Origin of the sequence: Brevundimonas sp. MF30-B, assembly GCF_004683885.1 — a bacterium.
In the GTDB taxonomy this organism is placed as follows: Bacteria; Pseudomonadota; Alphaproteobacteria; order Caulobacterales; family Caulobacteraceae; genus Brevundimonas.
Genome location: NZ_CP038440.1, coordinates 1380562 through 1405941 on the forward strand (window position 1 = coordinate 1380562; position 25380 = coordinate 1405941).

Genomic DNA, 25380 nt, shown 5'->3' on the forward strand with positions numbered 1-25380 from the left:
TGTGCTAGGCTGCGCCGCCGGCCTGGAACGGGGACGCCCGCGCGCCCGTTTGCCCGGTCCGTTCGGAGGTGCGTCATGTCCAAAGCCAAGCTCAAGCCGTTGAACCAGCAGGCGATCGTCGTGACCGGCGCGACATCGGGCATCGGACTGTCGACCGCCCGACGCGCCGCACGGCAAGGCGCCAGGGTGTTTCTGATCGCGCGCGGCGAGACCGATCTGCGCGCCTTGTGCGAAGAACTGCAGGCCGAGGGCGCGCGCTGCGCCTGGGCTGTGGCCGACGTGGCGGACTTCGAAGCGCTGAAGGAGGCGGCCGACAAGTGTGTGCGCCTGTTCGGCGGCTTCGACACATGGGTGAACAACGCCGGCGTCTCGATCTACGGCCCGATCCGCGAGACGGGGCTGGACGATCAGCGCCGCCTTTTCGAGACCAATTACTGGGGTGTGGTCAACGGCTCGCTGGTCGCGGTCGAGCATCTGCGCGGCAAGCCGGGCGGCGGGGCCATCGTCAACGTCGGCTCGATCCTGGGCGATGCGCCGATCCCGGTGCAGGGCGTCTATTCCGCCTCCAAACATGCCATGAAGGGCTTCACCAATGCGCTGCGGATGGAGCTGCTGCGCGAAAAGGCGCCGGTGACCGTCAGCCTGGTCAAGCCGGCGGCGGTGGACACGCCCTATCCGCGCCACGCCCTGAACCTGACGGGTCAGGCGGTGCAGAATCCGCAGCCCGTTTATGCGACCCATGTGGTGGCCGACACCATCCTTTACTGCGCCAGCCACGGCATCCGCGAGATCACGGTCGGCGGCGGCGGGCGGCTGGTGGCCAGCCTTTACGCCGCCGTGCCGGGTGTGGCGGAACCACTTCTGGCCAAGTTCGCTCCTAGCCTGATGCGGGACAGAAGTTCCGCCTATCGGCCGTATGAAGACGGGCTCTATGACCCGACGGAAGACGGCCTGGATGAAGAGGTTCACTATCCCATGGTTCGACAGTTCAGCGCCCTGGCCGAGGCCCGCAAACATCCCGGCGTGACCGGCGGCGCCATCGCCGCCGTCGCCCTGGCCGCCATCGCCGTTGTCCTGCTGAGCCAACGCAGCGGCCCGACCCGCTACGAGCGGATCAAGCGGCGGATCGATCCGCGGGGCTGGGTCGATGTCGACGGCCTCAAGCACAAGCTGTCCGACGCCGCGCACGCCCTGCGAGGTGGGGCCGAAGAGGCCGGTCATCGCGCCGGCAAGGCAGGCGATCAGGCGCGGTCCAGCTTCGAAGCTCTGGTCGAAGAGCTGCGCGGCCGCGTCGATTTCGACGACATCCGCCGTCGCCGCGACCACGCCGGCAAGCGTGCGCGCAAATACGCCGATGACGCGGGTCAGTACGCCAAGGATCACGCTCGCGAAGGCGGCGCGCTTCTGGCTGTCGCCACCCTGGCGGCCCTGGTCGGCGCGGCCGTGCTGGAAAGCCGCCAGCCGGACAGCAAGATCCGCAAGCTGACCAACCTTTAAGCGCGTTTCCAGACGCGGCGTTTGATCGGGGCGGCCGGGGGCGTTAAGGCCTTCGGCCTCTCTGACCACCCGAAGACGCCGCCATGCACGACATCAAAGCCATCCGCGAAAACCCCGACGCCTATGTCGCGGGCTGGTCGTCGCGCGGGGTGGATGACGCCGCCGCGGTGGTCGAGCAACTGCTGGCGCTCGATGCGCAGCTGCGCGCGGCCCAGACGGCCGGGCAGGACGCCCTGTCCAAGCGCAACGCCGCCTCCAAGGCCATCGGCGCGGCCATGGGCAAGAAGGACATGGCCGAGGCCGACCGGCTGAAGGCCGAGGTCGAGACTCTGAAGTCCGACATCGCCGCCCAGGCCGAGATCGAGGCGCGGGCCGGCAAGGCGCTGCGCGACATCCTTGAAGCGCAAAAAAACCTGGCCGCCGACGACGTGCCGGACGGCGCCGACGAGGCGGGCAATGTCGAGGTCGGCGTCTGGGGCGAACCTCGCCGCACCGGCCCCGCCAAGGATCACGCCGATCTGGGCGAGGCCCTGGGCCTGCTGGACTTCGAAGCCGCCGCGAAAATGTCGGGCGCGCGCTTCGCCGTCTTGAAGGGCCAACTGGCCCGGTTGGAACGCGCCGTCGGCCAGTTCATGCTGGACATGCAGACCGACCAGCACGGCTATCTGGAGGTGAACCCGCCGTATCTCGTGCGCGACGAGGCAATGTTCGGAACCGGGCAGCTGCCGAAGTTCGAGAACGACCTCTTCTTCGCCTCAAGCCTTATCGAAGGAGACTTCCACCGCGATTGGTCTGAAAAAGGCGAGCCAAACTTCGACCTACTCACTGAGGAATTTCTCGCTGATGCCAGCGACCTAATAATAGGCGTTTCGAACGATGGGGGGCTGCGGTTCGGTATCCCGAATCGACCGAATGCCTCCGCAAAAGACATAATCGATGCGCTAAAACCGCGGATGGTCGCCAAGCGGCATTTCCTCATCCCCACCGCCGAGGTCTCCCTGACCAACCTCGTGCGCGAGCAGATCCTCGCCGAGGACGAGCTCGCCCAGCCCATGCGCCTGACCGCCCTGACGCCCTGCTTCCGGGCCGAGGCGGGGTCGGCGGGGCGCGATACGCGCGGGCTGATCCGCCAGCACCAGTTCTCCAAGGTCGAGTTGGTCTCCATCACCCGGCCTGAGGACTCCGAAGCCGAGCACGAGCGGATGACCAACTGCGCCGAGGCGGTGCTGAAACGCCTGGAGCTGCCGTTCCGGCGCATGCTGCTGTGCAAGGGGGACATGGGCTTTTCGGCACGGAAGACCTTCGATCTGGAGGTCTGGCTGCCCAGCCAGGCGACCTATCGCGAGATCAGCTCCTGCTCGAACTGCGGAGACTTCCAGGCGCGGCGGATGGATGCGCGTTTCAAACGCGCCGGCGAGAAGAAAACCGAGTTCGTGCACACGCTGAACGGCTCGGGCCTGGCGGTCGGTCGTACTCTTGTCGCCATCATGGAGAACTATCAGGACGAGAACGGCCGCATCGCCGTGCCGGCGGCGCTGCAGCCGTACATGGGCGGCCTGACGCACGTGGGCGCCTGATGCGGATTCTGCTGACCAACGACGACGGCATCGAGGCCGAGGGCCTGGCGTGCCTTGAGCGGATCGCCCGCACCCTGTCCGACGACGTGTGGATCGTCGCGCCTCAGACCGAGCAGTCGGCCAAGGGGCGCGGCATCACCCTGAGCGAACCGCTGCGCGTCAATCGGCTGGGCGACAAGCGATTCGCGGTGACGGGCACGCCGACGGACTGCGTCATCCTGGCGGTCAATGAGCTGATGGCGGACCATCGCCCCGACCTGCTGTTGTCAGGCGTGAATCGCGGACACAACGTCGGCGAGGACGTCAGCTATTCCGGCACGGTGGCGGGCGCGCTGCAGGGCATGGCGTTCGGCATCCGCTCCATCGCCCTGAGCCAGAGCCTGGAGCGCTTCCACGACGAGGTTCAGGCTCGCTGGGACACCGCCGAGGCCTTTGCGCCGGGCATCATCGCCCGCCTTCTGGAACAGAAGTGGGAGGACGGCGTGGTCATGAACGTCAACTTCCCCAAACTGCCGCCCGAACTGGTCAAGGCGGTCGAGGTCACGACCCAGGGCTTCCGCGACATCGGCGAGATGCACGCCATCCGCCGCACCGACCTGCGCGGGCGCGACTACTACTGGATGGCTTTCCGCGGCGCCGAACAGGTGCACGCCGAGGGCACCGACCTGCGCGCCATGGACGAGGGCCGCATCTCGGTCACGCCGCTGCATATCGACCTGACCCACATGCGCAGCGTCAATGACCTGAAGAAGGTCCTGGGCGGCGCGCCGCCGCGAGGCCCGGCATGAAAATGGACGACGAGCGCGCCGGTCGTCTGATCCTGTCGCTGCGGCGACAGGGCGTGACGGACCAGCGCGTGCTCCAGGCGATGGAGTCGATCGACCGCGCCGTCTTCGTGCACGAGAAGTTCCTGGATCAGGCCTGGGAGGACCAAGCCCTGCCCATCGACTGCGCCCAGACGATCAGCCAGCCGTACATCGTCGGCTTGATGACCCAGGCGCTGGACGTACGCCCACGCCACCGCGTGCTCGAGATCGGCACGGGCTCGGGCTATCAGTGCGCGGTGCTGAGCCGGCTGGCGCGCTTTGTCTACTCAGTCGAACGCTATCGAAGCCTGCTGAACGAGGCCGAGGGCAAGCTGCGCCAGCTGGGCGTCGACAACGTCTTCACCCGCCACGGCGACGGCGGCCTGGGCTGGCCTGAACAGGCCCCGTTCGACCGCATCATGGTCACCGCCGCCTCGCCCGCCGAGCCTACCGAATTGCTGAAGCAGCTGAAGCCCGGCGGCGTGCTGGTCGCGCCCGTGGGCCGCACCTCGGTGCAGATGCTGCACCGCTACGCGGGCCAGGAAGACGGCTCGTTTCATCGCGAGACCCTGACTGAAGTTCGGTTCGTGCCGTTGGTCGAAGGGACGGCGAAGGAGGCCTAGCGCCGGGCGAAAGCGCCGGCGTTAACCCTTCCGCCCCACTTTCGCGCGGTTTTGCGGCTTGGCTGATCCGGTCGGGCAGGGCAGGGTCCGGGCAAGATTCACCATGTATGGAGACGGCGGCATGCGGCTTGGACGCGCGGGCAAGGCGATGATGATCGCGAGCGGAGCGCTGACGGCGGCCGCCTGCGCCAGCTATCCGAGCGAGCCGACCTATTCCACGAGGCCCATGCCGGGCTACGGCCAAGCCGGGCAAGCGCCGTATGGGCAGCCGGGCGGTTACACGACCCCCCCGCCGATCCCTGAAGGACCGCCCGCGACGGCGCCTGTTGGATCAATCGAGGGCGGCGCCCTGCCGCCGGCGGGAGCGACGGCGACGGACTTGAACCGGCAGCCCGCTTATTCGCCGCCCGCGCCGGCTGCGCCGCCATCGACGTCCATGGCGCCCGGCGCCAGCTACGAGATTCAACCGGGCGACACCCTGTCTGGCGTCGGCCGGCGGTTCCAGACGCCGGTGCAGGTCTTGATCGATCTGAACGGACTGGGGCCGCGCGGCACGCTGAGCGCTGGAAGGCGGCTGATCCTGCCGGAAGCCGCAGTCGACACTGGCCGCGACCCCTACGCCACCGGGCCCTCGCCGGTGGGGGTCTATGTGCCAGAGCGCGGCGCGCCTCCTCCTCCGCCCCCGCCTCCGCCGTCAGGCAACGCTGCTCTGCCGCCACCCGCGCGTACGCCGGCGGCTCAGGCCGCGATCGGATCGATCGCTGACGGCGCGCCCGGCTTCCAGTGGCCCGTTCGGGGCGACATCGTGAGGCCGTTCGGTCCGATGGGCATGGGCGAGCGCAACAACGGCGTCAACATCGGCGCGCCGGCGGGGGCCGAGGTTCGCGCGGCAGCTGGCGGCCGCGTCGCCTATGTCGGCGACGATCTTGTCGGACAGGGCCTCGTCGTTCTGATCGCTCACACCAACGGCTGGCGCACGGTCTACGGTCATCTGGGTTCGGCCACCGTGCGAGACGGCGAAGAAGTGCGCGCAGGTCAGCAGATCGGCACCGTCGGCCTCACTGCTGGCGACGGTCGACCCTCGATCCATTTCGAGACCCGGCAGCTGCGCGGCGATGATCCCGTGGCGATTGATCCGATCACAGTGTTGCCGCGATAAGACGTTGTCGCGGCGGGACGCCGCGCCGCGTTGCAAATCAGCAGGGCGCGCCCTAGGTTCCGCGCCTCATTTTCAACGGCGGCCCGCCACAGAAGGCCGTCTCAACACGTCGGGACTACACCATGACCCAAGCGGACGGCGGCATGGCGGCCGTGATCGTGCAGATTCTGCCGATCGTCGCCATCTTCATCCTGTTCTACTTCCTGATGATCCGTCCGCAGCAAAAGCGGATGAAGGCCCATCAGGCGCAGGTCTCGGCCACCAAGCGCGGCGACACGGTTGTCCTGTCCAATGGCATGATCGGCAAGGTCACCCGCGTCGAAAACGAGGAAGCCATGGTCGAGATCGCCCAGGGCGTGAACGTCCGCGTCATCAAGACCATGATCGCCGAGGTGCGCAACCGCACCGCCGTCGCCGCCAACGATTCCAAGGCCTGACCAGGCCCTGACGCCCAGTAGCGGCGCGAGACCCAACCCATGATTCAACTGTCGCGCTGGAAGATCATCGTCCTGGTGGCGTCGCTGCTGTTCGGGCTGCTGTTCACCTTTCCGAACCTCCTGACCCAGGAGCAGCGGGACGCGTTGCCGGGCTGGCTGCCCAAGAACACGCTCAACCTCGGGCTCGACCTGCAGGGCGGTTCGTACCTGCTGCTCGAGGTCGATGTGCCTGAGATGCAGCGGGCGCGCATCGATAATCTGGTCGAGGACACGCGCGTCACGCTGAATGAGGCTCAGGTCCAGATCAGCGGCCTGCAGCGCGAGTCCAACGGCGTCGTCATCAGCCTGGCGAACGCCGGCCAGATCGATGCAGGGCTGCGCGCGCTGCGCGATACCGTTCGTGCGGCGGGCCCCAGCGGGCAGGCGGAGCGTACGGTCTCGCGCCTGAGCGGCGACCGCATCCGCTTCGCCTATACCGACGCCGCCATGGCCGCCATGGGGCCGACGGCGGTGGACCAGTCGATCGAGGTCGTGCGCCGTCGGATCGACAGCCTGGGCACGCGCGAACCCTCCATCACCCGCCAGGGCGCCGACCGCATCGTCGTGCAGGCGCCGGGCGAGAGCGATCCGAGCCAGTTAGAGCGCGTCATCGGTCAGACGGCGCAACTGACCTTCCAGATGGTGGATCACGAGAATTCGGTGCAGGAGGCGCTCGCGGGGGCCGTGCCGCCCGACGCCGTGCTGATGACGGACGAGTTCGGCCAGCCGCTGCTGATCAAGCGCCGCGTGCTGGTCTCGGGAGAGAACCTGACGCGCGCCAGCGTGGGGTCGGACCAGTCTGGCCGGCCGGCCATCGACTTCCGCTTCGACGGACAGGGCGCGCGTCGCTTCGGCGACGCCACGGCCCAGAACGTCGGTCGCCGCTTCGCCATCATTCTCGACGGACGGGTGATCTCGGCCCCCAACATCATCAGTCCCATCACCGGGGGAAGCGGCCAGATCACGGGCAATTTCACGATCGCTTCGGCGTCTGAGCTGGTGAATCTCTTGAACGGCGGCGCCTTGCCCGCTCCCTTGAATGTCGAGGAGCGCCGGGTCGTGACCGCTGAGCTGGGCGCCGATGCCGTCGCCGCCGGCGCCCTGTCGACCGCACTGGGCTTCCTGGTGATCGTGGCCTTCATGATCCTGTCGTACGGCTTCCTGTTCGGCGGCGTGTCGGTCGTCGGCCTGATTCTGAACGGCTTGCTGATCATCGCCGCCATGTCCCTGACTCAGGCGACCCTGACTCTGCCCGGCATCGCCGGCCTGATTCTGACCTTCGCCGTGGCCGTGGACGCCAATGTGCTGATCTACGAGCGCATGCGCGACGAGGCCCGTCAGGGCCGCTCGGTGATCGCCTCCATGGACGCCGGCTTCAATCGCGCCATGGGCACCATCGTCGACGCCAACCTGACCACCCTGGTCGCGGCCATGATCATGTTCATGTTCGGCGCCGGCCCAGTGCGCGGCTTCGCCTGGACGCTGACGATTGGCGTCTTCACCTCGGTGCTCACGGCGGTTCTGGTCGCCCAGGTGCTGCTGGGCTACTGGCTCAAGGTCGCCAAGCCCAAAAAACTGCCGATCGCGGAGTGATGGCGATGCGTGGATGGCCCCTTATTCGAATCCTGCCGCACAAGACGAACTTCCGGTTCGTCCGATATGCGCGCAGCTTCGCAATCCTATCGGCGGTTCTGACGGTCGCCGCGATCGTCGGCTGCTTCTATCCCGGCCTGAACCTCGGCATCGACTTCCGGGGCGGCGCCTCGATGGAGGTGTCAAAGCCCGCCGGCCAAGTCGTGGAATTGGACCAGCTTCGCGGCGCCGTGAACGGCCTGGGCCTTGGCGATGTGCAGGTGCAGGGCATCGCTCGCCGCGATACCAACGCCAATGACGGCTCGACCGCCATCGTACGGTTCCAAGTGCCCGAGGGCGCCAATCAGACCGAAGTCGTCCAGCGTGTGGAAGCCTCGATCACCGAAGCGGTCGGCGATGTAACCTATTCCGGCGTCAGCGTCGTGGGCTCTAAGGTCTCGGGCGAACTGCTGCTGAACGGCGTCTTGGCGCTGATAACGGCCGTGGTGCTGATGTTCGTCTACATCGCCGTGCGCTTCCCCTGGCAGTTCGGCATCGGCGCCGTCGCCGGCCTGCTGCACGACGTGGCCCTGACGTTCGGCCTGATCGTCCTGCTGCGTCTGGAGTTCAGCCTGAACCTGGTCGCGGCCCTGCTGACCGTCATCGGCTATTCGATGAACGACACCGTTGTGGTGTTTGACCGCCTGCGCGAAAACCTTCGCAAGTACAAAGTCATGCCGCTGCGCGACGTGATCGACCTGTCGATCAACGAGACGCTTTCGCGAACGATCATCACCGGGCTGACCACGGTCATGGTGCTGGTTGTTCTGGCTGTGTTCGGCGGGGAAGCTCTGCGTGGCTTCTCGATCACCCTGGCCTTCGGCGTCATCATCGGCACGTTCTCGTCAATTTATGTCGGCGCGCCGCTGATGCTGCTCACGGGTGTGGATCGGTCGAGCGGAGGCAAGGCGGACGCCACGCCGGTCAAGCTGGGCATGGCCAGCCGGCCCTGATCCGGGCGTGGCCGAACTCGACCTCGACGCCCAGGTCCGGGCGGCCGACATCGACCGCTGGCTGGCCAGCCGCTTTGTCGCCGACGAGGCGGCGCGGGCCGACCTGATCGCGCTCTACGCCTTCGAAGCGGAGCTGATGGCCATCCCGACGCGCGTGACCCAGCCGCTGCTGGCCGAGATGCGCTACGCCTGGTGGCGCGATCAGATGGACGGTGTGTTCTCCGGCCAGCCGCGCAAGGGGCACCCAGTTCTGGAAGCCTTGACCGGAGCCGTCGAACGACGCGGGATTGAACGCGCGCCGCTGGACGCTCTGATCGAAGCGCACATCGGCCGCGTGCATGGCGAGCCGCACGATCTGGACGCCTTCTATGTCGGGCCGATGCGGGCTGCTGCTTGTCTTCTGGCGGGACCGGGTCATGAGGGCCATGTGGCGGAGGCCGGCCGCATGCGCGGCCTGGCTCAGACCGGCCGGGCCGACGAGGCGCGGAGCCAACGCATCGCGGCCAATGCGACGCTGCGGGGTCTTCCGGCCGCGGCTTTTCCAGCAGTGGCCCCGGCGGCGCTGATCGATCCAGCGGCGCCCGAGGCGTTCAAACGCCTGCGCCTGACCTGGGCGGTGCTGCGCGGGCGGGTCTAGGCGAGGGCTCACCGCCAGGGAAACGCCTGGACCTCCGCCGGCCAGACGCGAACATTGGCCGAGGTCGAAAAGGCCCAGCGGATCGAGCGGGCCATGGCGCGGGTCTGGGCGCGCGCCAAAGCGTCCGCCGGCGAGGGCGGCAGGCCGTGCAGGCGTCGCGCCCAGTCGGGCAGCAGATCGACGCCTGCCCGCATCAAGGCACGGGCGGCCGGGGCGGTTAGGGGACTGCCCAGGTCCTGACGCAGCACGAGGTCGCGCACTTCGCGGGTGCGGGCGTCGGCCAGCGTCTCTGAACGCATTTCGGCGATCAGGTTTTCGGCCTCTGCCCGGCTGCGCGGAATGGGATCGGCGCCCAGCCGCTCAGCCACGCGGGCCATCTCGGCGAAATAGCGGTCCTGGTCGGCCAGGCTCATCGACGGCTCGCCATAGCGACGCCAGCCATCCAGAAAGCAGATCGCCTCCGCCACATGGACCCAGGCCAGCAGGCGCGGATCCAGGGCGTCATAGGGACGGCCGTCGGGCAGGACGCCGTTCACCCCAGCGTGCACCTGATTGATCCGGCTGATCAGGGCCTCGGCGCGCGGCGCCGAATCGAAGGTGGTGATGCTGATGAACTTGGCCGTGCGGCGCAGGCGGCCATGCATGTCGGCGCGGAAATCCGAATGGTCCCACACGCCGGCCAGAACCTTGGGATGCAGCATCTGCAGCAGCAGGCTGCCGATGCCGCCCGCCAGCATGCCGACCACGTCGCCATGCACCCGCCACGCCACCGAGTCCGGCTCGAACAGGGCGTCGGCGCGCCGCAGCACCGGCCGCTCGCCTCGGGCCATGTCGTTGAAGACGTCGGTGACCTGTCGCCGGACGGCGCGGCGGGCGAACTCGAGCGGAGAGCGTTCGCCGGGCGCGCGCATCAGTGCAGCTTGCGCATCATCAGGGCTTCGATGCGGCGATCCAGCTGAGCGACATCGGCCTCGAGCCGCGCCTTCTCGGACGCCATGTCGACGGGCGAGCCGTCGTCGTATGTGATCTGGGCCCCCTTGGCGATCAGATCCAGGCGGTAGATCAGGGTGACGCGCCGCGCGGTCAGCCGCTCCAGCTCGGTTTCGTCCGCCATCAGGCCGCGTCCCGCCAGGCCTTGAGGGCGTCGAGCGCGCGCACGCTCATCAGCCGCTTCTTGGCGCGGCCCCGGTCCTTGGGCGGGATTTTCCTGCCCTCGGCGTCGACGCGCGGAGCCTCGAGCGGCGGCAGCAGGCCGTAGTTGATGTTCATGGGCTGGAACTTGGAGCCTTCCAGGTGGCCGCCGGTGATGTGCTCCACCAGGGCGCCGATGGCGGTCTCGGGCGGCGGCGGCGCGAGGTCGCGGCCCAGCGCCTGGGCGGCGGCGAGGCGGCCGGTCAGCAGACCCATGGCGGCGCTTTCGACATAACCTTCCACGCCCGTGACCTGGCCGGCGAACCTCAGGCGCGGCATGGCCTTGAGCCGCAGTTGGCGGTCCAGCAGCTTGGGGCTGTTCAGGAAGGTGTTGCGATGCAGGCCGCCCAGGCGCGCGAACTGGGCGTTCTGCAGGCCGGGGATCATGCGGAAGGTCTCGGCCTGCGCGCCGTGCTTAAGCTTGGTCTGGAAGCCGACGAGGTTGAACAGGGTGCCGAGCGCATTGTCCTGGCGCAGTTGGACGATGGCGTGCGGCTTTACCTGCGGGTCACGCGGGTTGGTTAGACCGACCGGCTTCATCGGGCCGTGGCGCAGAGTCTCGCGGCCGCGCTCGGCCATGACCTCGATGGGCAGGCAGCCGTCGAAATAGGGGACGTTCTCCCAGTCCTTGAACTCGGCCTTGGGTCCGTTCAGCAGCGCGTCGATGAAGGCGTCGTATTGGGCCTTGTCCATCGGGCAGTTGACGTAGGCGGCGGCGTCTCCGCCGGGGCCTTCCTTGTCGTAGCGCGACTGGCGCCAGGCGATGTCGAAGTCGATCGAATCGGCGTGGACGATGGGGGCGATGGCGTCGAAGAAGCTGAGGCTTTCTTCGCCGGTCGTCTTCAGTATGGCGTCGGCCAGCGCCGGCGAGGTCAGCGGACCGGTGGCGACGATGACGTTGTCCCAGGCCTCGGGCGGCAGACCCGCGATCTCTTCGCGCACGATGGTGACCAGCGGATGGGCTTCCAGCTTCGCCGTCACGGCCTGAGAGAAGCCGTCCCGGTCCACCGCCAGGGCGCCGCCAGCGGGGACCATATTGGCGTCGCCGCAGCCCATGATGATCGAATCCAGGGCCCGCATCTCGGCGTGCAGCAGGCCGACGGCGTTGTACTCCCAGTCGTCCGAGCGGAATGAGTTGGAGCAGACAAGCTCAGCGAGCCCATCCGTATGGTGGGCGTCGGTCTTGACGCCCGGCACGCCGCGCATCTCGTGCAGGATGACGGCAACGCCGGCCTGGGCGATCTGCCAGGCGGCCTCGGAGCCGGCCAGGCCGCCGCCGATGACGTGAACGGGAGAGGGAGAAGTGCTCATGGGGCGCCTTCTAGCCTTCGCCGTCGGCCGCGTCAGCCGTTGTTGGCGCCGCGTCTTCGGTCGTGTTTAGATCGCGGCCGGGAACAGGGGGAAGACGATGAAGGCCTTTTCGGTCACGCGCGCGCTCGGCGACGGTTTCGAGCTGGTGGGGCGTCGACCCCTTGCGGTGCTGGTCTGGGGTGCGCTGTTGACGCTTCCCTATGTGCTGATCGTGCCGATGACGATCGGTCTGCTGCAGTCGATCCCACCCACGGCCTGGGACGACAGTGAGACCATGAACAGCGAGTTCATGGCGCAGGTGATGCAGTTCCAGGCTCTTTCGAACCTGACCAACGTCGTGGCGATCGCCGCCTTGGTGTTCGTTTCGGCCGCCGTCTTCCGCGCCGTGCTGTTCCCGGAGCGGTCCAAGGCCTTTTATCTGCGCGCCAGCCTGGATGAGTTGAGGCTGGCCGTGGTGTCGATCGTGGTCTTCATCGGCTGGATGCTGGCGGCCGGGTTGGTCGTGCTCATTCTGGCGTTGATCGGTGTCAGTTTCGCCCATGCGCCTCCGGCCGTTCAGGGGCTGGCCTGGGTGTTTCTGGGGCTGATCGGGGCGGCCGCTATCGTCATCGGCTTCGCCCACATCGCGCTGATGGGCCCGGCGACCATCGAAACCGGCGATTTCGCTTTCGCGGCCGGATGGCGTGGCGCGAGGCGGTCGTGGGGGCGGCTGTCGGCCCTGACCGTCTTGTTGGTGCTGATCGCCGTCGTTCTGCAGATGTTGTTCTACGTCGTGTTGGCCGGCTTGCTGGGTCTGGCCTGGGCCATGGGACTGCTGGGCGACATCGGAGGGTTCTTCACATCGGGTGATCCGTCCGCCTGGCGCATCGATGTTGCAAGGACCTGGGGTGTGGTCGCACTGATGTTTGTGCCGGTGTCGGCGATGATGGGCGTAGTTCAGACCGTCATGCTGGCGCCGTTCGCCTCGGCCTGGCGTCAGGTCGCGCAAGCCCCGCAAGCCGCTGGCGCGCCCGACGCATCCGTGAGCTAAGCTGACGCGCCGGAATCATCGGGAGGACATCATGAGCTTTTCCGCCAGCGACGCCGCCTTCGAGGGTTTCCGCGTCGTGCGCCGTCACCCCATGACTGTGGTCTGGTGGGCCCTGGCCTACGTCGCCTTCTTCGCGATCTTTTTCGCCCTGGCGGTCGGGCCGCTGACCAGCGTCATGGCCGGCGTCGAGGCGCTGGAGCGCTCCGGCGAGCCGTCGATGGCCGAGGCTCGGGCGCTGGGCATGGCCTATCTGGCCTTGTTCGCCGTCGCCATGCCGCTGGGCCTGCTGTTCGGGGCCATATTGAACACAGCGGTGGCGCGCTCGGTGCTTCAGCCCGAACAGTCGCGCTTCGGCTATATGCGTCTGGGGATGGACGAGATCCGCGTCCTGGGCGTCACCGTCGTCATCAGCATCGCCATGGTCATCGCCAGCGTGGTGACTTTCGGGCTGATCGGCGTGGCGGCCGGCTTGATCTCGGTCGCGGGCGTTCCGGCGCTTTGGGTGCTGGTCGTGCTGCTGGTGCTGGCGGGAGCGGCGGCGATGATCTGGCTGCTGGTGCGGCTTTCGCTGGCGGTCCCGATGACGCTGGACCGTCGCAAGTTCGCACTGATGGAGTCCTTCGCCCTTACCAAGGGGCGGGTGTTCCCGATCTTGGGCATGGCGATCATCGCCTTCATCATGGCCATTCTGGTCAGCCTGCTGGGCCTGATCATCGGCCTGCCGATCCAACTGGCGGTCGGCGGCGGCATCGAGGTGCTGGGCGCCTATGACGGCCAGACAGTGTTCCAGATTCTGTCGCAGACCGCGCCGGTCCTGATCGGCTGGGCGGTGCTGAACGCCGTCTTCTCGGCCCTGCAGCTCGCCGTGGTCTATGCGCCGTTCAGCGAGGCCTACCGCCAGCTGAGGCCCGCAGCCTGACGGACGTCAGGCGCGGGCCTTGGCCCGCGTCTTGCGCACTGCGGGCTTGGCGAGTGTGGAAAGCGCGGCCACGCGCGTCTTTCTGCGCGCCTCGTGACGATCCAGCACCTCCTTGAGGTATTTGCCGGTCCAGCTCTTGGCGTTGTCCGCCACCTGCTCGGGCGTGCCGACGGCCACGATCTCGCCGCCGCCGTCGCCGCCTTCCGGACCGAAGTCCAGAAGCCAGTCGGCGACCTTGATGACGTCCAGATTGTGCTCGATCACCACGATGGTGTTGCCGGCCTCGACCAGCTCCTGAAGCACGTCGAGCAGCTTGCGCGTGTCCTCGAAATGCAGGCCCGTCGTCGGCTCGTCGAGGATGTACAGCGTCTTGCCGGTCGCCCGTTTCGACAGCTCCTTGGACAGCTTGACCCGCTGGGCCTCGCCGCCCGACAGGGTCGTGGCCGACTGCCCGACCTTGACATAGCCCAGGCCCACTCGCTCCAGCGTCAGCATCTTGTCGCGGATCGGCGGCACGGCGTTGAAGAAGCGCGCGGCCTCTTCGACCGTCATGTCCAGAACGTCCGATATGCTCTTGCCCTTGAAGACGATCTCCAGTGTCTCGCGGTTGTAGCGCTTGCCCTTGCAGACGTCGCAGGTGACGTAGACGTCGGGCAGGAAGTGCATCTCGATCTTGATCAGGCCATCGCCCTGGCAGGCCTCGCAGCGGCCGCCCTTGACGTTGAAGCTGAACCGGCCGGGGCCGTATCCGCGGGCCTTGGACTCCGGCAGGCCGGCGTACCAGTCGCGAATGGGGCCGAAGGCGCCGGTGTAGGTCGCCGGGTTCGAGCGCGGGGTGCGGCCGATCGGCGACTGGTCGATGTCGATGACCTTGTCGAAATGCTCCAGCCCCTCGATCCGGTCGAAGGGAGCAGGGGCGTCGGACGCATTGTGCAGGCGGCGGGCGGCGGCCTTGTACAGGGTCTCGATGGTGAAGGTGGACTTGCCTCCACCCGACACGCCGGTGACGCAGGTGAACAGGCCGACGGGGATTTCGCCGGTCACGGTCTTCAGATTGTTGCCCGTCGCGCCGCTGATCTTCAGCATCTTCTTGCGGTTGACGGGACGGCGGCCCTCGGGCGGCAGCTCGATCTCGCGCGCGCCGGTCAGGTACTGGCCGGTCAGGGAGTTCGGATTGGCCATGACTTCGGCGGGCGTGCCCTGGGCGCAGATCTGACCGCCATGGACGCCGGCGGCCGGGCCCATGTCGATGACATAGTCGGCCGTGGTGATGGCCTCCTCGTCATGCTCGACGACCAGCACGGAGTTGCCCAGGTCGCGCAGGCCCATAAGGCTTTCCAGCAGGCGAGTGTTGTCGCGCTGGTGCAGGCCGATCGACGGTTCGTCCAGCACATAGAGCACGCCGGTCAGGCCCGACCCGATCTGCGAGGCCAGGCGGATGCGCTGGCTTTCGCCGCCCGACAGGGTGCCCGATGCGCGCGACAGGTTCAGATAATCCAGGCCGACGTTGTTCAGGAACCGCAGGCGGTCGGTGATCTCCTTCAGGATGCGCCGGGCGATCTCCATCTGCTTGTCGGTGAGGCTGTCCTCCAGGGTCGAGAACCACAGATAGGCCTTGGAGATGGACAGCCAGCTGATCTCGGCGATGTCCTCGCCGGCCACCTTGACCGCCAGGGCCTCGGGCTTCAGCCGCTTGCCGCCGCAGGCCTCGCAGGGCGTTTCGGACTGATAGCGGCCCAGCTCCTCGCGCACCCAGGCGCTGTCGGTCTCGCGCCAGCGCCGCTCCAGGTTCGGCAGGACGCCTTCGAACGCCTTGGAGGTCTCGTATTTCCGGGCGTTGTCGTCGTAGGTGAACTTGATCTTTTCGCCCTTGGACCCGCGCAGGATCACGGCTTGCGCCTTCTCCGGCAGTTCGCGCCAGGGCTTGTCCATCGAGAAGCCGTAGTGCCGGGCCAACGACTGCAGCGTCTGGGTGTAGAGCGGCGACGGGCCACGCGACCACGGCGAGACCGCCCCCTTGTGCAGGGTCTTGTCGCGGTCGGGCACCACCAGATCGGCGTCAAAGGCCAGCTTGACGCCCAGGCCGTCGCACACCGGACAGGCGCCGAACGGGTTGTTGAACGAGAACAGGCGCGGCTCGATCTCGCTGATGGTGAAGCCCGAGACCGGGCAGGCGAACTTCTCGGAGAAGGTGATGCGGCGCGGCTCCTGGCCTTCGTCGGCATTGGCCCATTCCGCCACGGCAATGCCGTCCGCTAGGCCCAGCGCGGTCTGCAGGCTGTCGGCGTAGCGGCCCTCAAGTCCCTGCTTGGTGACGATGCGGTCCACGACGATGTCGATGTCGTGCTTGAACTTCTTGTCTAGCGTGGGCGCGTCCTCGATGGCGTAGAACTCGCCATCGACCTTGAGCCGCTGGAAGCCCTGACGCTGCCATTCGGCCATCTCCTTCTTGTACTCGCCCTTCCGGCCGCGCACGACGGGGGCCAGCAGCAGGATGCGCTCGCCCTCGGGCAGGGCGGTCAGGCGGTCGACCATCATCGACACCGTCTGGCTCTCGATCGGAAGGCCGGTGGCGGGCGAATAGGGCACGCCCACGCGCGCCCACAGCAGACGCATGTAGTCGTGGATCTCGGTGACGGTTCCGACCGTCGAGCGCGGGTTCTTGGACGTGGTCTTCTGTTCGATCGAGATGGCCGGCGACAGGCCTTCGATCAGGTCCACGTCCGGCTTGCCCATCAGCTCCAGGAACTGGCGCGCATAGGCCGACAGGCTTTCGACGTAGCGACGCTGGCCCTCGGCGTAGATGGTGTCGAACGCCAGGGACGACTTGCCCGAGCCCGACAGGCCGGTCATCACGACCAGCTTTTCGCGCGGGATGTCGACGTCCACGCCCTTGAGATTGTGTTCGCGCGCACCGCGCACGCGGATGAAGTTATGCTTTTCGGTCATGCTGTCCGGGCAACGCGGGGAGGGCCGGATCGGCTCCGGCGCGATCCTGCCATATGGGGATCAATTCGCGCGATTCAGCAAGAACAATGTGAGAACATTAGGGCTGGTGATCGAGGAAGTCGCCGGCGTTGAAGCTGATGACGCATTGATGGTCCGCGTTGTCGCGGGCCGAGCAATAGTCCGCGCCATAGAGATTTCGGGGGATCTTCGCGGTCGAGCGCGCGGTGCGGCCGTCCATAGCGAACTCTGACCCTATGCGCGCGCTCCAGGGACCGAGCGCCTCGTAGAAGGCGCGGGCCGGGGCGCCAGAGCATGTGAACAGGATGAGTTCGTCACCCCCACCGTCATGGGCGCGACGGTACGTTCCGCTCTGTGTCGCCTGGACAAAGCAGTCGGCGTACAGTCGCGCGTTGGGCGTGGCCGGGTCACTGACGATCGGCGTGTAGTCGGGTGTGATCGCCGCATCGTCTGACCCACCCCCATGGGCGCAGGCGGTGACGAGACCGCAACTGACTGCGATGGCGAACAGGCGCATGAGGAATCCTCCCGGCCGAACCGTGTCATGGCTGCAGCGTCTAAGCCAGCCGATCGCGTTAACACTTGCGCCGGAACGCATTGGCCCCCATCCTCGTTGGAGCCAAGGTTCTAACGGAGGCCAGACGACCATGATCAGCACGCTGGAAATCGCCATCGCCCTTTCCGCTCCGCTGCTCGTGCTCGCCTATGTCCTCGCCCAACCCAAGCCAAAGCCGGTCCGCATCCGCGCTCGTGACGCTGAACGGCGTCGCGGCCCGCACGCCTGACGGTCGGTCTCTCTTCGACAATCTGACGCTCGCCTTTGGGCGTGAACGCACCGGGATCGTCGGCCGCAATGGCGCCGGCAAGACCACGCTTCTGCGTCTGATCGCCGGCGAGGCCGACCCTGTCGAAGGCGCCATCACGCGTGACACGCGCATAGGCTGGCTACATCAGCGTCACGATCTTCAAGCTAACGACACCGTCGCCGATTTGATGGGCGCGGCGGCAGGTCTGGCTCGTCTAGCGCGAATTTTGGCCGGCGCAGGTGACGAAGCCGATCTGGGCGAAGCGGATTGGACGCTGGAGCTTCGCATCGAAGCCGCGCTCTCTGACGTCGGGCTCTCCAATCTGGATTTGTCGCGCCTGGCCTCAAGTCTCAGCGGCGGCGAGCAGACGCGCGTGCGTTTGGCGGGCCTGTTGCTGAACCGGCCCGACCTGCTGCTGCTGGACGAGCCAACCAATCATCTCGACATCGAAGGCCGCGCAGCGGTCGCCGGAATGCTGGAGCAGTGGCCGGGCGGAGCAGTGGTGGTAAGCCATGACCGCGCCCTGTTGCGGAGGATGGACCGGATCGTGGAGCTGTCGGCCTTGGGTGCGGCGCTTCATGGCGGGGGTTGGGATCTCTATATCGAGCACCGCGACGCCGAGCGCGAGGCGGCTGCACGCGGCCTGGAACAGGCGGAGCGAGCCATCGATCAGGCGGCGCGCGCTCGGCAGCAGGCGGTCGAGCGCAAGGCGCGCCGCGACCGCGCGGGCCGCGCCTTCGCCCAGAGCGGAAGCGCGCCGCGCATCCTGCTCGGCGCCATGGCCGAGCGGGCAGAAACGTCAGGCGCGCGCGAGCACAGGTTGGCGGACCGCAAGACGGCCGAGGCCGATGCGGCGCTGGCCGAGGCGCGGGACCGCGTCGAACGGGTTCGCGCCCTGTCGATCCCCATGCCGTCGACGGGGCTGACGGCCGGCCGCGCGGTGCTGGAGTTGAGCGACGCCGCCTGGCAGGCGCCGGACGGCCGGCGCGTGGTCGGCCCGCTTTCGCTGCGCATAACCGGACCGGAGCGGATCGCCGTCACCGGGCGCAATGGGGCGGGCAAGACAACCCTGCTGAAGCTGATCGCCGGGGATTTGACGCCCACACGCGGACGGATCGCTCGCCCGGTGCAGGCCGTCCTGCTGGATCAGGACGCCGCACTGCTGCGTCCTGAGGAGACGTTGATCGAAGCCTGGCGACGGCTGAATCCGGAAGGATCGCCCAATGACGCGCACGCCGCTCTGGCGCGGTTCCTGTTCCGCAACACGGCGGCGCACCGGACGGTGGGCACGCTGTCGGGCGGTGAGAGGCTTCGCGCGGCTCTGGCCTGCGTCATGACCGGCGTGCGGCCGCCGGCCCTGCTGGTCCTCGACGAACCGACCAACCACCTCGATCTGGAGTCGATCGAAGCGGTCGAGGCGGCGCTTAAGGGCTATGACGGCGCCCTGGTCGTGGTCAGCCACGACGCCGATTTTCTGGACGCGGTCGGCGTGGATCGCCGGATCGAACTCTAGGCCGAGGGCAGCAGGTCGGCGGCGAACGCGCGATAACGTCCGGCGCGCACGCCGTCCGTGGCGCGGGCGATGTCCGGCGCGAAATAGTGGTCCGAGGCGTAGGGCGCGGCGGCTTCGCGCACGATGGCGAAGACGGCTTCCAGGTCAGGCGAACTGGACAGCGGGCGGTGGAACTCAATGCCCTGGGCGGCGGCCAGAAGCTCGATGCCGACCACGGCGGCGGTGTTCTCGGCCATGTCCAGCAGGCGGCGAGCGCCGTGGGTGGCCATGGAGACGTGGTCTTCCTGATTGGCGCTGGTGGGCACGGTGTCGACGCTGCACGGGTGGGCGACCATGCGGTTCTCGGCCACTAGGGCGGCGGCGGTGACCTGGGCGATCATGAAGCCGGAGTTCAGGCCGCTCTCCTTGACCAGAAAGGCGGGCAGGTCGCTCATCTTGGGATCGACCAGGATGGAGGTGCGGCGCTCGGAGATATTGCCGATCTCGCACAGGGCCATGGCGATCTGATCGGCCGCGAAAGCAACGGGTTCGGCGTGGAAGTTGCCGCCTGATATGACATCGCCGTCCTCGAAGAAGACCAGCGGATTGTCGGTCACGGCGTTGGCCTCGCGCGCCAGCACGGCGGCGGCGTTGCGCAGCACGTCCAGCACCGCGCCCATGACCTGGGGCTGGCAGCGCAGGGAGTAGGGGTCCTGAACCTTGGCGCAGTCGTCGCGGTGGCTCTCGCGAATGGCCGAGCCGCTCATGAGCGCGCGCAGGCGGGCGGCCACGTCGATCTGGCCCGGCTGGCCCCGCAGGGCGTGGATGCGGGCGTCGAACGGGGCGTCCGACCCCTTCAGCGCATCGACCGACAGGGCGCCGGCGGCGACTGCGGCGGCGAAACAGGCCTCGGCCGCAAACAGACCGGCCAGGGCCAGGGCCGTCGAGCACTGGGTCCCGTTCAGCAGGGCCAAGCCTTCCTTGGGGCCAAGCACGACGGTCTGCAGCCCGGCGCGAGCCAAGGCGGCCTCAGCGTCCAGCGTCTCGCCGTCGGCGCGAGCCTCTCCCACGCCGATCAACAGGCAGCTCATGTGCGCCAGCGGCGCCAGGTCGCCCGAGGCGCCGACCGAGCCCTTTGACGGAATGACCGGCAGAACGTCGGCGTTCACCAGGGCTATCAGCGCCTCCAGCGTGCCGCGCCGTACGCCCGAGGCGCCGCGCGACAGGCTGGCGATCTTCAGCACCATCAACAGGCGCGTCACCGCCGGCGACAGGAGCTCTCCGACGCCGCAGGCGTGGCTCAGGACAAGGTTTTTCTGCAACGTCTCCAGGTCGTCAGGCGCGATGGAGGTGTTGGCCAGCAGGCCGAAGCCGGTGTTCACGCCATAGACCGTGCGGCCCTCGGCGACGATGGCGGCGACCGTCTCGGCTCCCCGCTCGACATCCCGCCAGGCCGCGTCGGTAAGGGCGATGGTGACGGGACCGTCGAGGACGGCGCGAAGCTGGGCGAGGGTCAGCGGCGCCTGGCCGATGGTGAGGGTCATGAGGCTTTCACTCTTCAATCTTTTCGGTCAGCCGGGCCGACGCTTGGTCACCCACAGGCCGAACAAGGCCGCGATCGGAAACATCAGGACGCCGTAGATCGCGGCGGGCAGGGACATGTCGGGCCGGCCCAGCACGCCCTGGGCGATGACGATGGCCAGGGTGGCGTTGTGGATGCCGACCTCAAACGCGCTGGCCACCGCTTGTGGCTTGGCGATCTTCAACAAGCGCGGGACGATGTAGCCGACGCTCAGGCTCAGCACGCAGAAGGCCGTGGTTATGCCGCCCAGCAGCAGGAAATTGGAGGCCAGCAGGTCGAAGCTGCTCGCCACCGCGCCCGCAATGACCAGCACCAGAATCAGCACCGAGGCGATGCGCACCGGCTTGTCCATGGCGTCGGCGAAGCCCGGCTTCATCGCGCGGACGGTCATGCCCAGCACCACGGGGACGAGGACGATCATGAACACCTCCAGCGTCTTGGCGAACTGGAGCCCGACGCTCAGGTCACCCGGCTGGAACCAGGCGATCGCCAGATTGGTGATGATCGGCAGGGTCACGACGGCGATGACCGAGTTGATCGCCGTCAGCGAAATGTTCAGCGCCACGTCGCCGCGGAACAGGTGGCTGTAGAGGTTGGCGGTCGTGCCGCCGGGCGAGGCCGCAAGCAGCATCATCCCGACCGCCAGGATCGGCGGCAGTCGGAACAGCAGCACCAGGCCAAAGCAGATCGCCGGCAACAGCAGCAGTTGGCAGGCCAGGGCGACGCCGGCGGCCTTGGGCTGACGCGCCACGCGAGCGAAGTCCCCGGGCGTCAGATCGAGCCCAAGGCCGAACATGATGATGCCCAGGGCTAGCGGCAGGGCGACGGCGGCGAATTCCATAGGTTGTCCTCGAGCCGGGCGTCAGGTCACGCTGGGCAGATTCAGAGCGTGCTCGCGCGCGGCGCCCAGAGCGATATCATAGCCGGCGTCGGCGTGGCGCATGACGCCGGTGGCGGGGTCGTTCCACAGAACGCGCTCAAGCCGGGCCGCCGCCTCGGGGGTGCCGTCGGCGACGATGACGACGCCGGAGTGCTGGCTGTAGCCCATGCCGACGCCGCCGCCGTGGTGCAGCGACACCCAGCTGGCGCCCGAGGCCGTGTTCAGCAGGGCGTTGAGCAGGGGCCAGTCCGACACCGCGTCCGAGCCGTCGGCCATGGCTTCGGTCTCGCGGTTCGGGCTGGCGACCGAGCCGGAGTCCAGGTGGTCGCGGCCGATGACGATGGGCGCCGACAGCTCGCCGGACGCCACCATCTCGTTGAACATCAGGCCCGCGCGATGTCGGTCGCCCAGGCCGATCCAGCAGATGCGGGCGGGCAGACCCTGGAAGGCGATGCGCTCGCCGGCCATGTCGAGCCAGCGGTGCAGGCCGGCGTTGTCCGGAAACAGTTTTTTCATCGCCGCATCGGTCTTGCGGATGTCCTCCGGATCGCCGCTGAGGGCGGCCCAGCGGAATGGGCCGATTCCGCGGCAGAACAGCGGGCGGATGTAGGCCGGCACGAAGCCGGGGAAGTCGAAGGCGTTGGCCACCCCCTCGTCGAAGGCGACCTGGCGGATGTTGTTGCCATAGTCGGTGGTCGGCACGCCCTTGGCCTGGAAATCCAGCATGGCGCGAACATGGGTCGCCATTGATGCGCGGGCGGCGGCTTCGACGACGGCCGGGTCGGACAGGCGCTTGGCTTCCCATTCCGCGACGGTCCAGCCCGAGGGCAGATAGCCGTTGATGGGGTCGTGGGCGCTGGTCTGGTCGGTCACCAGATCGGGCCGGACGCCGCGCCGGACCATTTCAGGCAGCAGGTCGGCGGCGTTGCCGAGCAGGCCGATCGACAGCGGCGCCTTGTCCCTGAGCGACTGCTCCAGCAGCTCCAGGGCCTCGTCCAGCGTCTCGGCCATGACGTCGACGTAGCGGGTCCGCTGGCGGAACTCGATGCGGCTACGCTGGCATTCGATGGTGATGCAGGACGCCCCGGCCATGGTCGCCGCCAAAGGCTGGGCCCCGCCCATGCCGCCGAGGCCCGCAGTCAGGATCCATTTCCCGGACCAGTCGCCGCCATAGTGCTGGCGGCCCGCCTCCATGAAGGTCTCATAGGTGCCCTGAACGATGCCCTGGGTGCCGATGTAGATCCACGACCCGGCGGTCATCTGGCCGTACATGGCCAGGCCCTTGCGATCGAGTTCGTTGAAATGCTCCCAGGTCGCCCATTTGGGCACCAGGTTGGAATTGGCGATGAGCACGCGCGGCGCGTCGGCGTGAGTGCGGAACACCCCGACCGGCTTGCCTGACTGGACCAGCAGGGTCTCGTCCGGCGCCAGCGCGCGCAGCTGCTCGACGATGCGGTCGAACGACGGCCAGTCGCGCGCCGCCTTGCCGATGCCGCCATAGACCACCAGGTCCTCGGGCCGCTCCGCCACCTCGGGGTCGAGGTTGTTCATCAGCATCCGCAACGCCGCCTCGGCGGCCCAGGTCTTCGCCGTCATCTCAGGCCCGCGCGGGGCGCGAACCACTCTCGTATTCGGCTGCGTGTTCGGTTGAGTCGTCATGATCCCGTCTCTACGCTCCCGATGCATGAGCATGGAAGACTCCGAAGCCCTGTCGTGGCGAAGCGTCGCCGATCTGGTCGGCGACCACGCCGACGCGCCTGTCGCCCTGATCGGGGCGCCGCTGAATGAGCGGTCCCTGACGCCCGGGCGGTGCGACCTAGGGCCAAGGGCGCTGCGCGCCGTGCTGTCTCGCTTTTCGACCTACGACGTGGAAACGGGCCGAGAGATCGCGACCCGGGTCCATGACGCCGGCGACGTGTCCTTGAAGGCCGTGTCCCCCTCGGACGCTTTCGAGCCGGTGCGGGATGCGGTGAAAGCCCAGGGGCATCGTGGGCTGGTGGTTCTGGCGGGCGGCAACAATGCGATCACGCGGCCGGGGGTGCATGGGTTGGGCCTCGATCGGGTCGGAGTGCTGACTCTGGATGCGCATTTCGACCTGCGCGACACCGACCAGGGCCTGACCAACGGCAATCCGATCCAGGCGCTGCTGGACGACGGGCTGGCCGGCGCGCGCATCAGCCAGGTCGGTCTGGCGCCCTTCGCCAACACCCGGCGGGCCCATGACAAGGCGAAGGCGGCCGGCATCAGCGTGCGAACGGCCCGGGACTGTCGCGAGACGGGGCTGGCTGTGGTGGTCGCTCAGGAGCTTGAGCGCCTGTCCGCCCTCGTCGAGGTCATTTACGTCGATTTCGACATCGACGTCATCGACCGCAGCCAGTGGCCCGCCAGCCCCGGCGCACGGCCGGGGGGCGTCTCCGTGCACGACTTCTTCGACGCCGCGCGGGTTGTCGGCGCCCATCCGAAGGTGCGGGCCGTCGATCTGACCGAATACGATCCGTCGCTGGAGATCGGCGATCTCGGGTCGCTGACCGCCGGGCGCTGGTTCTGCGAAATCCTGGCCGGGTTCCAGACGCGATGATCCGCGCAGATTTGCTCGTCACCGACTGCCGCCTGGCGACCATGGTTCAGGGCGGCGAGCCCTATGGCGCGATCGAAGATGGGGCGATCCTGATCCGAGATGGGTGGATCGCCTGGGTCGGCGCGCGAGCTGACCTGCCCGAGTATAGCGCCGCCGAGGCCCACTTCCTCGATAACCGCTGGGTGACGCCGGGATTGATCGACTGTCATACACACCTGGTGTTCGGCGGCGATCGCTCGGGCGAGTTCGAGCAGCGGCTGGGCGGCGCGACCTATGAGGAGATCGCACGCGCAGGCGGCGGCATCGTCTCGACGGTCAAGGCCACCCGTGCGGCGTCGGAGGAAACCCTGTTCGCCTCGGCCATGGCGCGGCTGAAGGGGCTGACGGACACCGGCGTCACGACGGTCGAGATCAAGTCCGGCTACGGCCTTGATCTCGAGAGTGAACTCAAGATGCTGCGCGTGGCGCGTCGCGTTGGCCGCGAGGGCGGCGTGCGGGTTCGGACCTCTTATCTGGGGCTTCACGCGGTGCCGCCCGAGCTGAAGGCGGACCGTGGACAGTATGTGGACAAGGCTGTGGACCACATACTGCCGGCCGCCCATGCCGAGGGGCTGGTGGACGCCGTCGACGCCTATTGCGAGCCCATCGCTTTTACAGTCGAGGAGGTCGGCCGGCTGTTCGACAAGGCGAGGGCGCTGGGCCTGCCGGTCAAGCTGCATGCGGATCAGTTGTCGGACGGCGGCGGAGCGGCGTTGGCGGCCCGGTACAACGCCCTGTCGGCCGACCATGTCGAGCACACGACCGAGGCCGGCATCCGCGCCATGGGCGAGGCCGGGGTTGTGGCCGTCCTGCTGCCCGGCGCCTTTCTGATGCTGCGCGAAACCCAGGCCCCGCCCGTGGACCTGATGCGCCGCCACGGCGTCGAGATGGCCGTGGCGAGCGACTGCAACCCTGGCACTTCGCCGGTCGCCTCCATGACGGCGGCGCTAAACCTGGCCTGCGTGCAGTTCCGCCTGACGCCGGAAGAGGCGCTGGCCGGCGCGACGCGGGTGGCCGCCAAGGCGCTGGGTCCGGCGGACCAGATCGGCACGCTGGAGGTCGGAAAGGCCGCCGACCTGGCGGTATGGAATGTCGAGCGGCCGGCTGAACTCGCCTACTGGCTGGGCAAGCCGCTTCTGCGCGTGCGCTATCTGGGCGGGAATATCGTACACCCGTAGAGATTGCATTTTGACTTAACAGCGCCCTAAGGTTGCTGCCTGGCTTG

General features: G+C 67.8%; 23 protein-coding genes. 15 read left to right on the forward strand and 8 right to left on the reverse strand.

Annotated elements, in window-relative coordinates; genetic code table 11:
• Window positions 1-75: 75 nt before the first annotated feature.
• The 9 genes from E4M01_RS06950 (at window position 76) to E4M01_RS06990 (ending at window position 9360) form a co-directional block, all read left to right on the forward strand.
• On the forward strand, window positions 76-1497 hold the full coding sequence (locus E4M01_RS06950; protein WP_135061542.1) for an SDR family oxidoreductase: 1422 nt from the start codon (window positions 76-78) through the stop codon (window positions 1495-1497).
• An 83-nt stretch (window positions 1498-1580) separates the two neighbouring features.
• On the forward strand, window positions 1581-3074 hold the full coding sequence (serS, locus tag E4M01_RS06955) for a serine--tRNA ligase (protein ID WP_135061541.1): 1494 nt from the start codon (window positions 1581-1583) through the stop codon (window positions 3072-3074).
• On the forward strand, window positions 3074-3862 hold the full coding sequence (gene surE / locus E4M01_RS06960; protein WP_135061540.1) for a 5'/3'-nucleotidase SurE: 789 nt from the start codon (window positions 3074-3076) through the stop codon (window positions 3860-3862). Before serS ends, surE begins: the two co-directional genes overlap by 1 nt.
• On the forward strand, window positions 3859-4503 hold the full coding sequence (locus tag E4M01_RS06965; RefSeq protein ID WP_135061539.1) for a protein-L-isoaspartate(D-aspartate) O-methyltransferase: 645 nt from the start codon (window positions 3859-3861) through the stop codon (window positions 4501-4503). Before surE ends, E4M01_RS06965 begins: the two co-directional genes overlap by 4 nt.
• A 121-nt stretch (window positions 4504-4624) precedes the next feature.
• On the forward strand, window positions 4625-5662 hold the full coding sequence (locus tag E4M01_RS06970) for a M23 family metallopeptidase (protein WP_135061538.1): 1038 nt from the start codon (window positions 4625-4627) through the stop codon (window positions 5660-5662).
• A 122-nt stretch (window positions 5663-5784) separates the two neighbouring features.
• A complete protein-coding gene (gene yajC / locus E4M01_RS06975) occupies window positions 5785-6099 on the forward strand; it encodes a preprotein translocase subunit YajC (RefSeq protein ID WP_135061537.1) in 315 nt (104 codons plus the stop codon).
• 39 nt (window positions 6100-6138) lie between these two features.
• Window positions 6139-7731, forward strand: a complete 1593-nt coding sequence (gene secD, locus E4M01_RS06980; protein ID WP_135061536.1) for a protein translocase subunit SecD — start codon at window positions 6139-6141, stop codon at window positions 7729-7731.
• Window positions 7731-8723: a protein translocase subunit SecF gene (gene secF, locus E4M01_RS06985; RefSeq protein ID WP_135061534.1), complete on the forward strand. Its 993-nt coding sequence runs from the start codon at window positions 7731-7733 to the stop codon at window positions 8721-8723. Before secD ends, secF begins: the two co-directional genes overlap by 1 nt.
• 7 nt (window positions 8724-8730) lie before the next feature.
• Window positions 8731-9360 carry a squalene/phytoene synthase family protein gene (locus E4M01_RS06990; protein ID WP_135061532.1) on the forward strand — a complete coding sequence of 210 codons (630 nt, stop codon included), beginning with the start codon at window positions 8731-8733 and terminating at the stop codon, window positions 9358-9360.
• 8 nt (window positions 9361-9368) lie between these two features.
• Here E4M01_RS06990 and E4M01_RS06995 read toward each other — a convergent pair whose 3' ends face one another.
• The 3 genes from E4M01_RS06995 to trmFO are packed head-to-tail and all read right to left on the reverse strand — an operon-like array spanning window position 9369 to window position 11862.
• Window positions 9369-10271: an oxygenase MpaB family protein gene (locus tag E4M01_RS06995; RefSeq protein ID WP_135061530.1), complete on the reverse strand. Its 903-nt coding sequence runs from the start codon at window positions 10269-10271 to the stop codon at window positions 9369-9371.
• Window positions 10271-10474 (reverse strand): hypothetical protein, encoded by a 204-nt coding sequence (locus E4M01_RS07000; RefSeq protein ID WP_135061528.1) that lies wholly within the window; start codon window positions 10472-10474, stop codon window positions 10271-10273. Before E4M01_RS07000 ends, E4M01_RS06995 begins: the two co-directional genes overlap by 1 nt.
• Complete coding sequence (gene trmFO / locus E4M01_RS07005) at window positions 10474-11862, reverse strand: methylenetetrahydrofolate--tRNA-(uracil(54)-C(5))-methyltransferase (FADH(2)-oxidizing) TrmFO (protein WP_135061526.1); 1389 nt, start codon at window positions 11860-11862, stop codon at window positions 10474-10476. The genes E4M01_RS07000 and trmFO overlap by 1 nt, the downstream gene beginning before the upstream one ends.
• Before the next feature lie 97 nt (window positions 11863-11959).
• Here trmFO and E4M01_RS07010 point away from each other — a divergent pair, with 97 nt between their 5' ends.
• Window positions 11960-12892, forward strand: coding sequence for a hypothetical protein (locus tag E4M01_RS07010; protein WP_135061524.1), 933 nt, complete (start codon window positions 11960-11962; stop codon window positions 12890-12892).
• A gap of 31 nt (window positions 12893-12923) precedes the next feature.
• Complete coding sequence (locus E4M01_RS07015) at window positions 12924-13811, forward strand: hypothetical protein (protein ID WP_135061522.1); 888 nt, start codon at window positions 12924-12926, stop codon at window positions 13809-13811.
• A 6-nt stretch (window positions 13812-13817) separates the two neighbouring features.
• Here E4M01_RS07015 and uvrA read toward each other — a convergent pair whose 3' ends face one another.
• Window positions 13818-16760, reverse strand: coding sequence for an excinuclease ABC subunit UvrA (gene uvrA, locus E4M01_RS07020; RefSeq protein WP_135061520.1), 2943 nt, complete (start codon window positions 16758-16760; stop codon window positions 13818-13820).
• A 97-nt stretch (window positions 16761-16857) separates the two neighbouring features.
• Window positions 16858-17295: a hypothetical protein gene (locus tag E4M01_RS07025; RefSeq protein ID WP_135061518.1), complete on the reverse strand. Its 438-nt coding sequence runs from the start codon at window positions 17293-17295 to the stop codon at window positions 16858-16860.
• Between the two features lie 130 nt (window positions 17296-17425).
• Here E4M01_RS07025 and E4M01_RS14500 point away from each other — a divergent pair, with 130 nt between their 5' ends.
• Together E4M01_RS14500 and E4M01_RS07030 are read left to right on the forward strand one after the other, a co-directional pair.
• The gene (locus E4M01_RS14500) at window positions 17426-17563 is read left to right on the forward strand and encodes a hypothetical protein (protein WP_245158141.1); all 138 of its coding nucleotides are present in this window, start codon (window positions 17426-17428) and stop codon (window positions 17561-17563) included.
• A complete protein-coding gene (locus tag E4M01_RS07030; RefSeq protein WP_245158140.1) occupies window positions 17529-19097 on the forward strand; it encodes an ABC-F family ATP-binding cassette domain-containing protein in 1569 nt (522 codons plus the stop codon). Before E4M01_RS14500 ends, E4M01_RS07030 begins: the two co-directional genes overlap by 35 nt.
• Here E4M01_RS07030 and hutH read toward each other — a convergent pair.
• The 3 genes from hutH to hutU are packed head-to-tail and all read right to left on the reverse strand — an operon-like array spanning window position 19094 to window position 23197.
• Window positions 19094-20620, reverse strand: coding sequence for a histidine ammonia-lyase (gene hutH / locus E4M01_RS07035; RefSeq protein ID WP_135061516.1), 1527 nt, complete (start codon window positions 20618-20620; stop codon window positions 19094-19096). The two genes, E4M01_RS07030 and hutH, sit on opposite strands and share 4 nt — an antisense overlap.
• A gap of 27 nt (window positions 20621-20647) precedes the next feature.
• Window positions 20648-21499, reverse strand: coding sequence for a bile acid:sodium symporter family protein (locus E4M01_RS07040; protein WP_135061514.1), 852 nt, complete (start codon window positions 21497-21499; stop codon window positions 20648-20650).
• A gap of 21 nt (window positions 21500-21520) precedes the next feature.
• Entirely contained in the window at window positions 21521-23197 is a 1677-nt protein-coding gene (gene hutU / locus E4M01_RS07045; RefSeq protein ID WP_135061512.1) for a urocanate hydratase, read from the reverse strand.
• A 31-nt stretch (window positions 23198-23228) separates the two neighbouring features.
• Between hutU and E4M01_RS07050 the strand changes: the two genes are divergently transcribed.
• On the forward strand, window positions 23229-24116 hold the full coding sequence (locus E4M01_RS07050) for an agmatinase family protein (RefSeq protein WP_245158139.1): 888 nt from the start codon (window positions 23229-23231) through the stop codon (window positions 24114-24116).
• Window positions 24116-25333 carry an imidazolonepropionase gene (gene hutI / locus E4M01_RS07055; protein ID WP_245158203.1) on the forward strand — a complete coding sequence of 406 codons (1218 nt, stop codon included), beginning with the start codon at window positions 24116-24118 and terminating at the stop codon, window positions 25331-25333. Before E4M01_RS07050 ends, hutI begins: the two co-directional genes overlap by 1 nt.
• The last annotated feature ends 47 nt before the right edge of the window (window positions 25334-25380 follow it).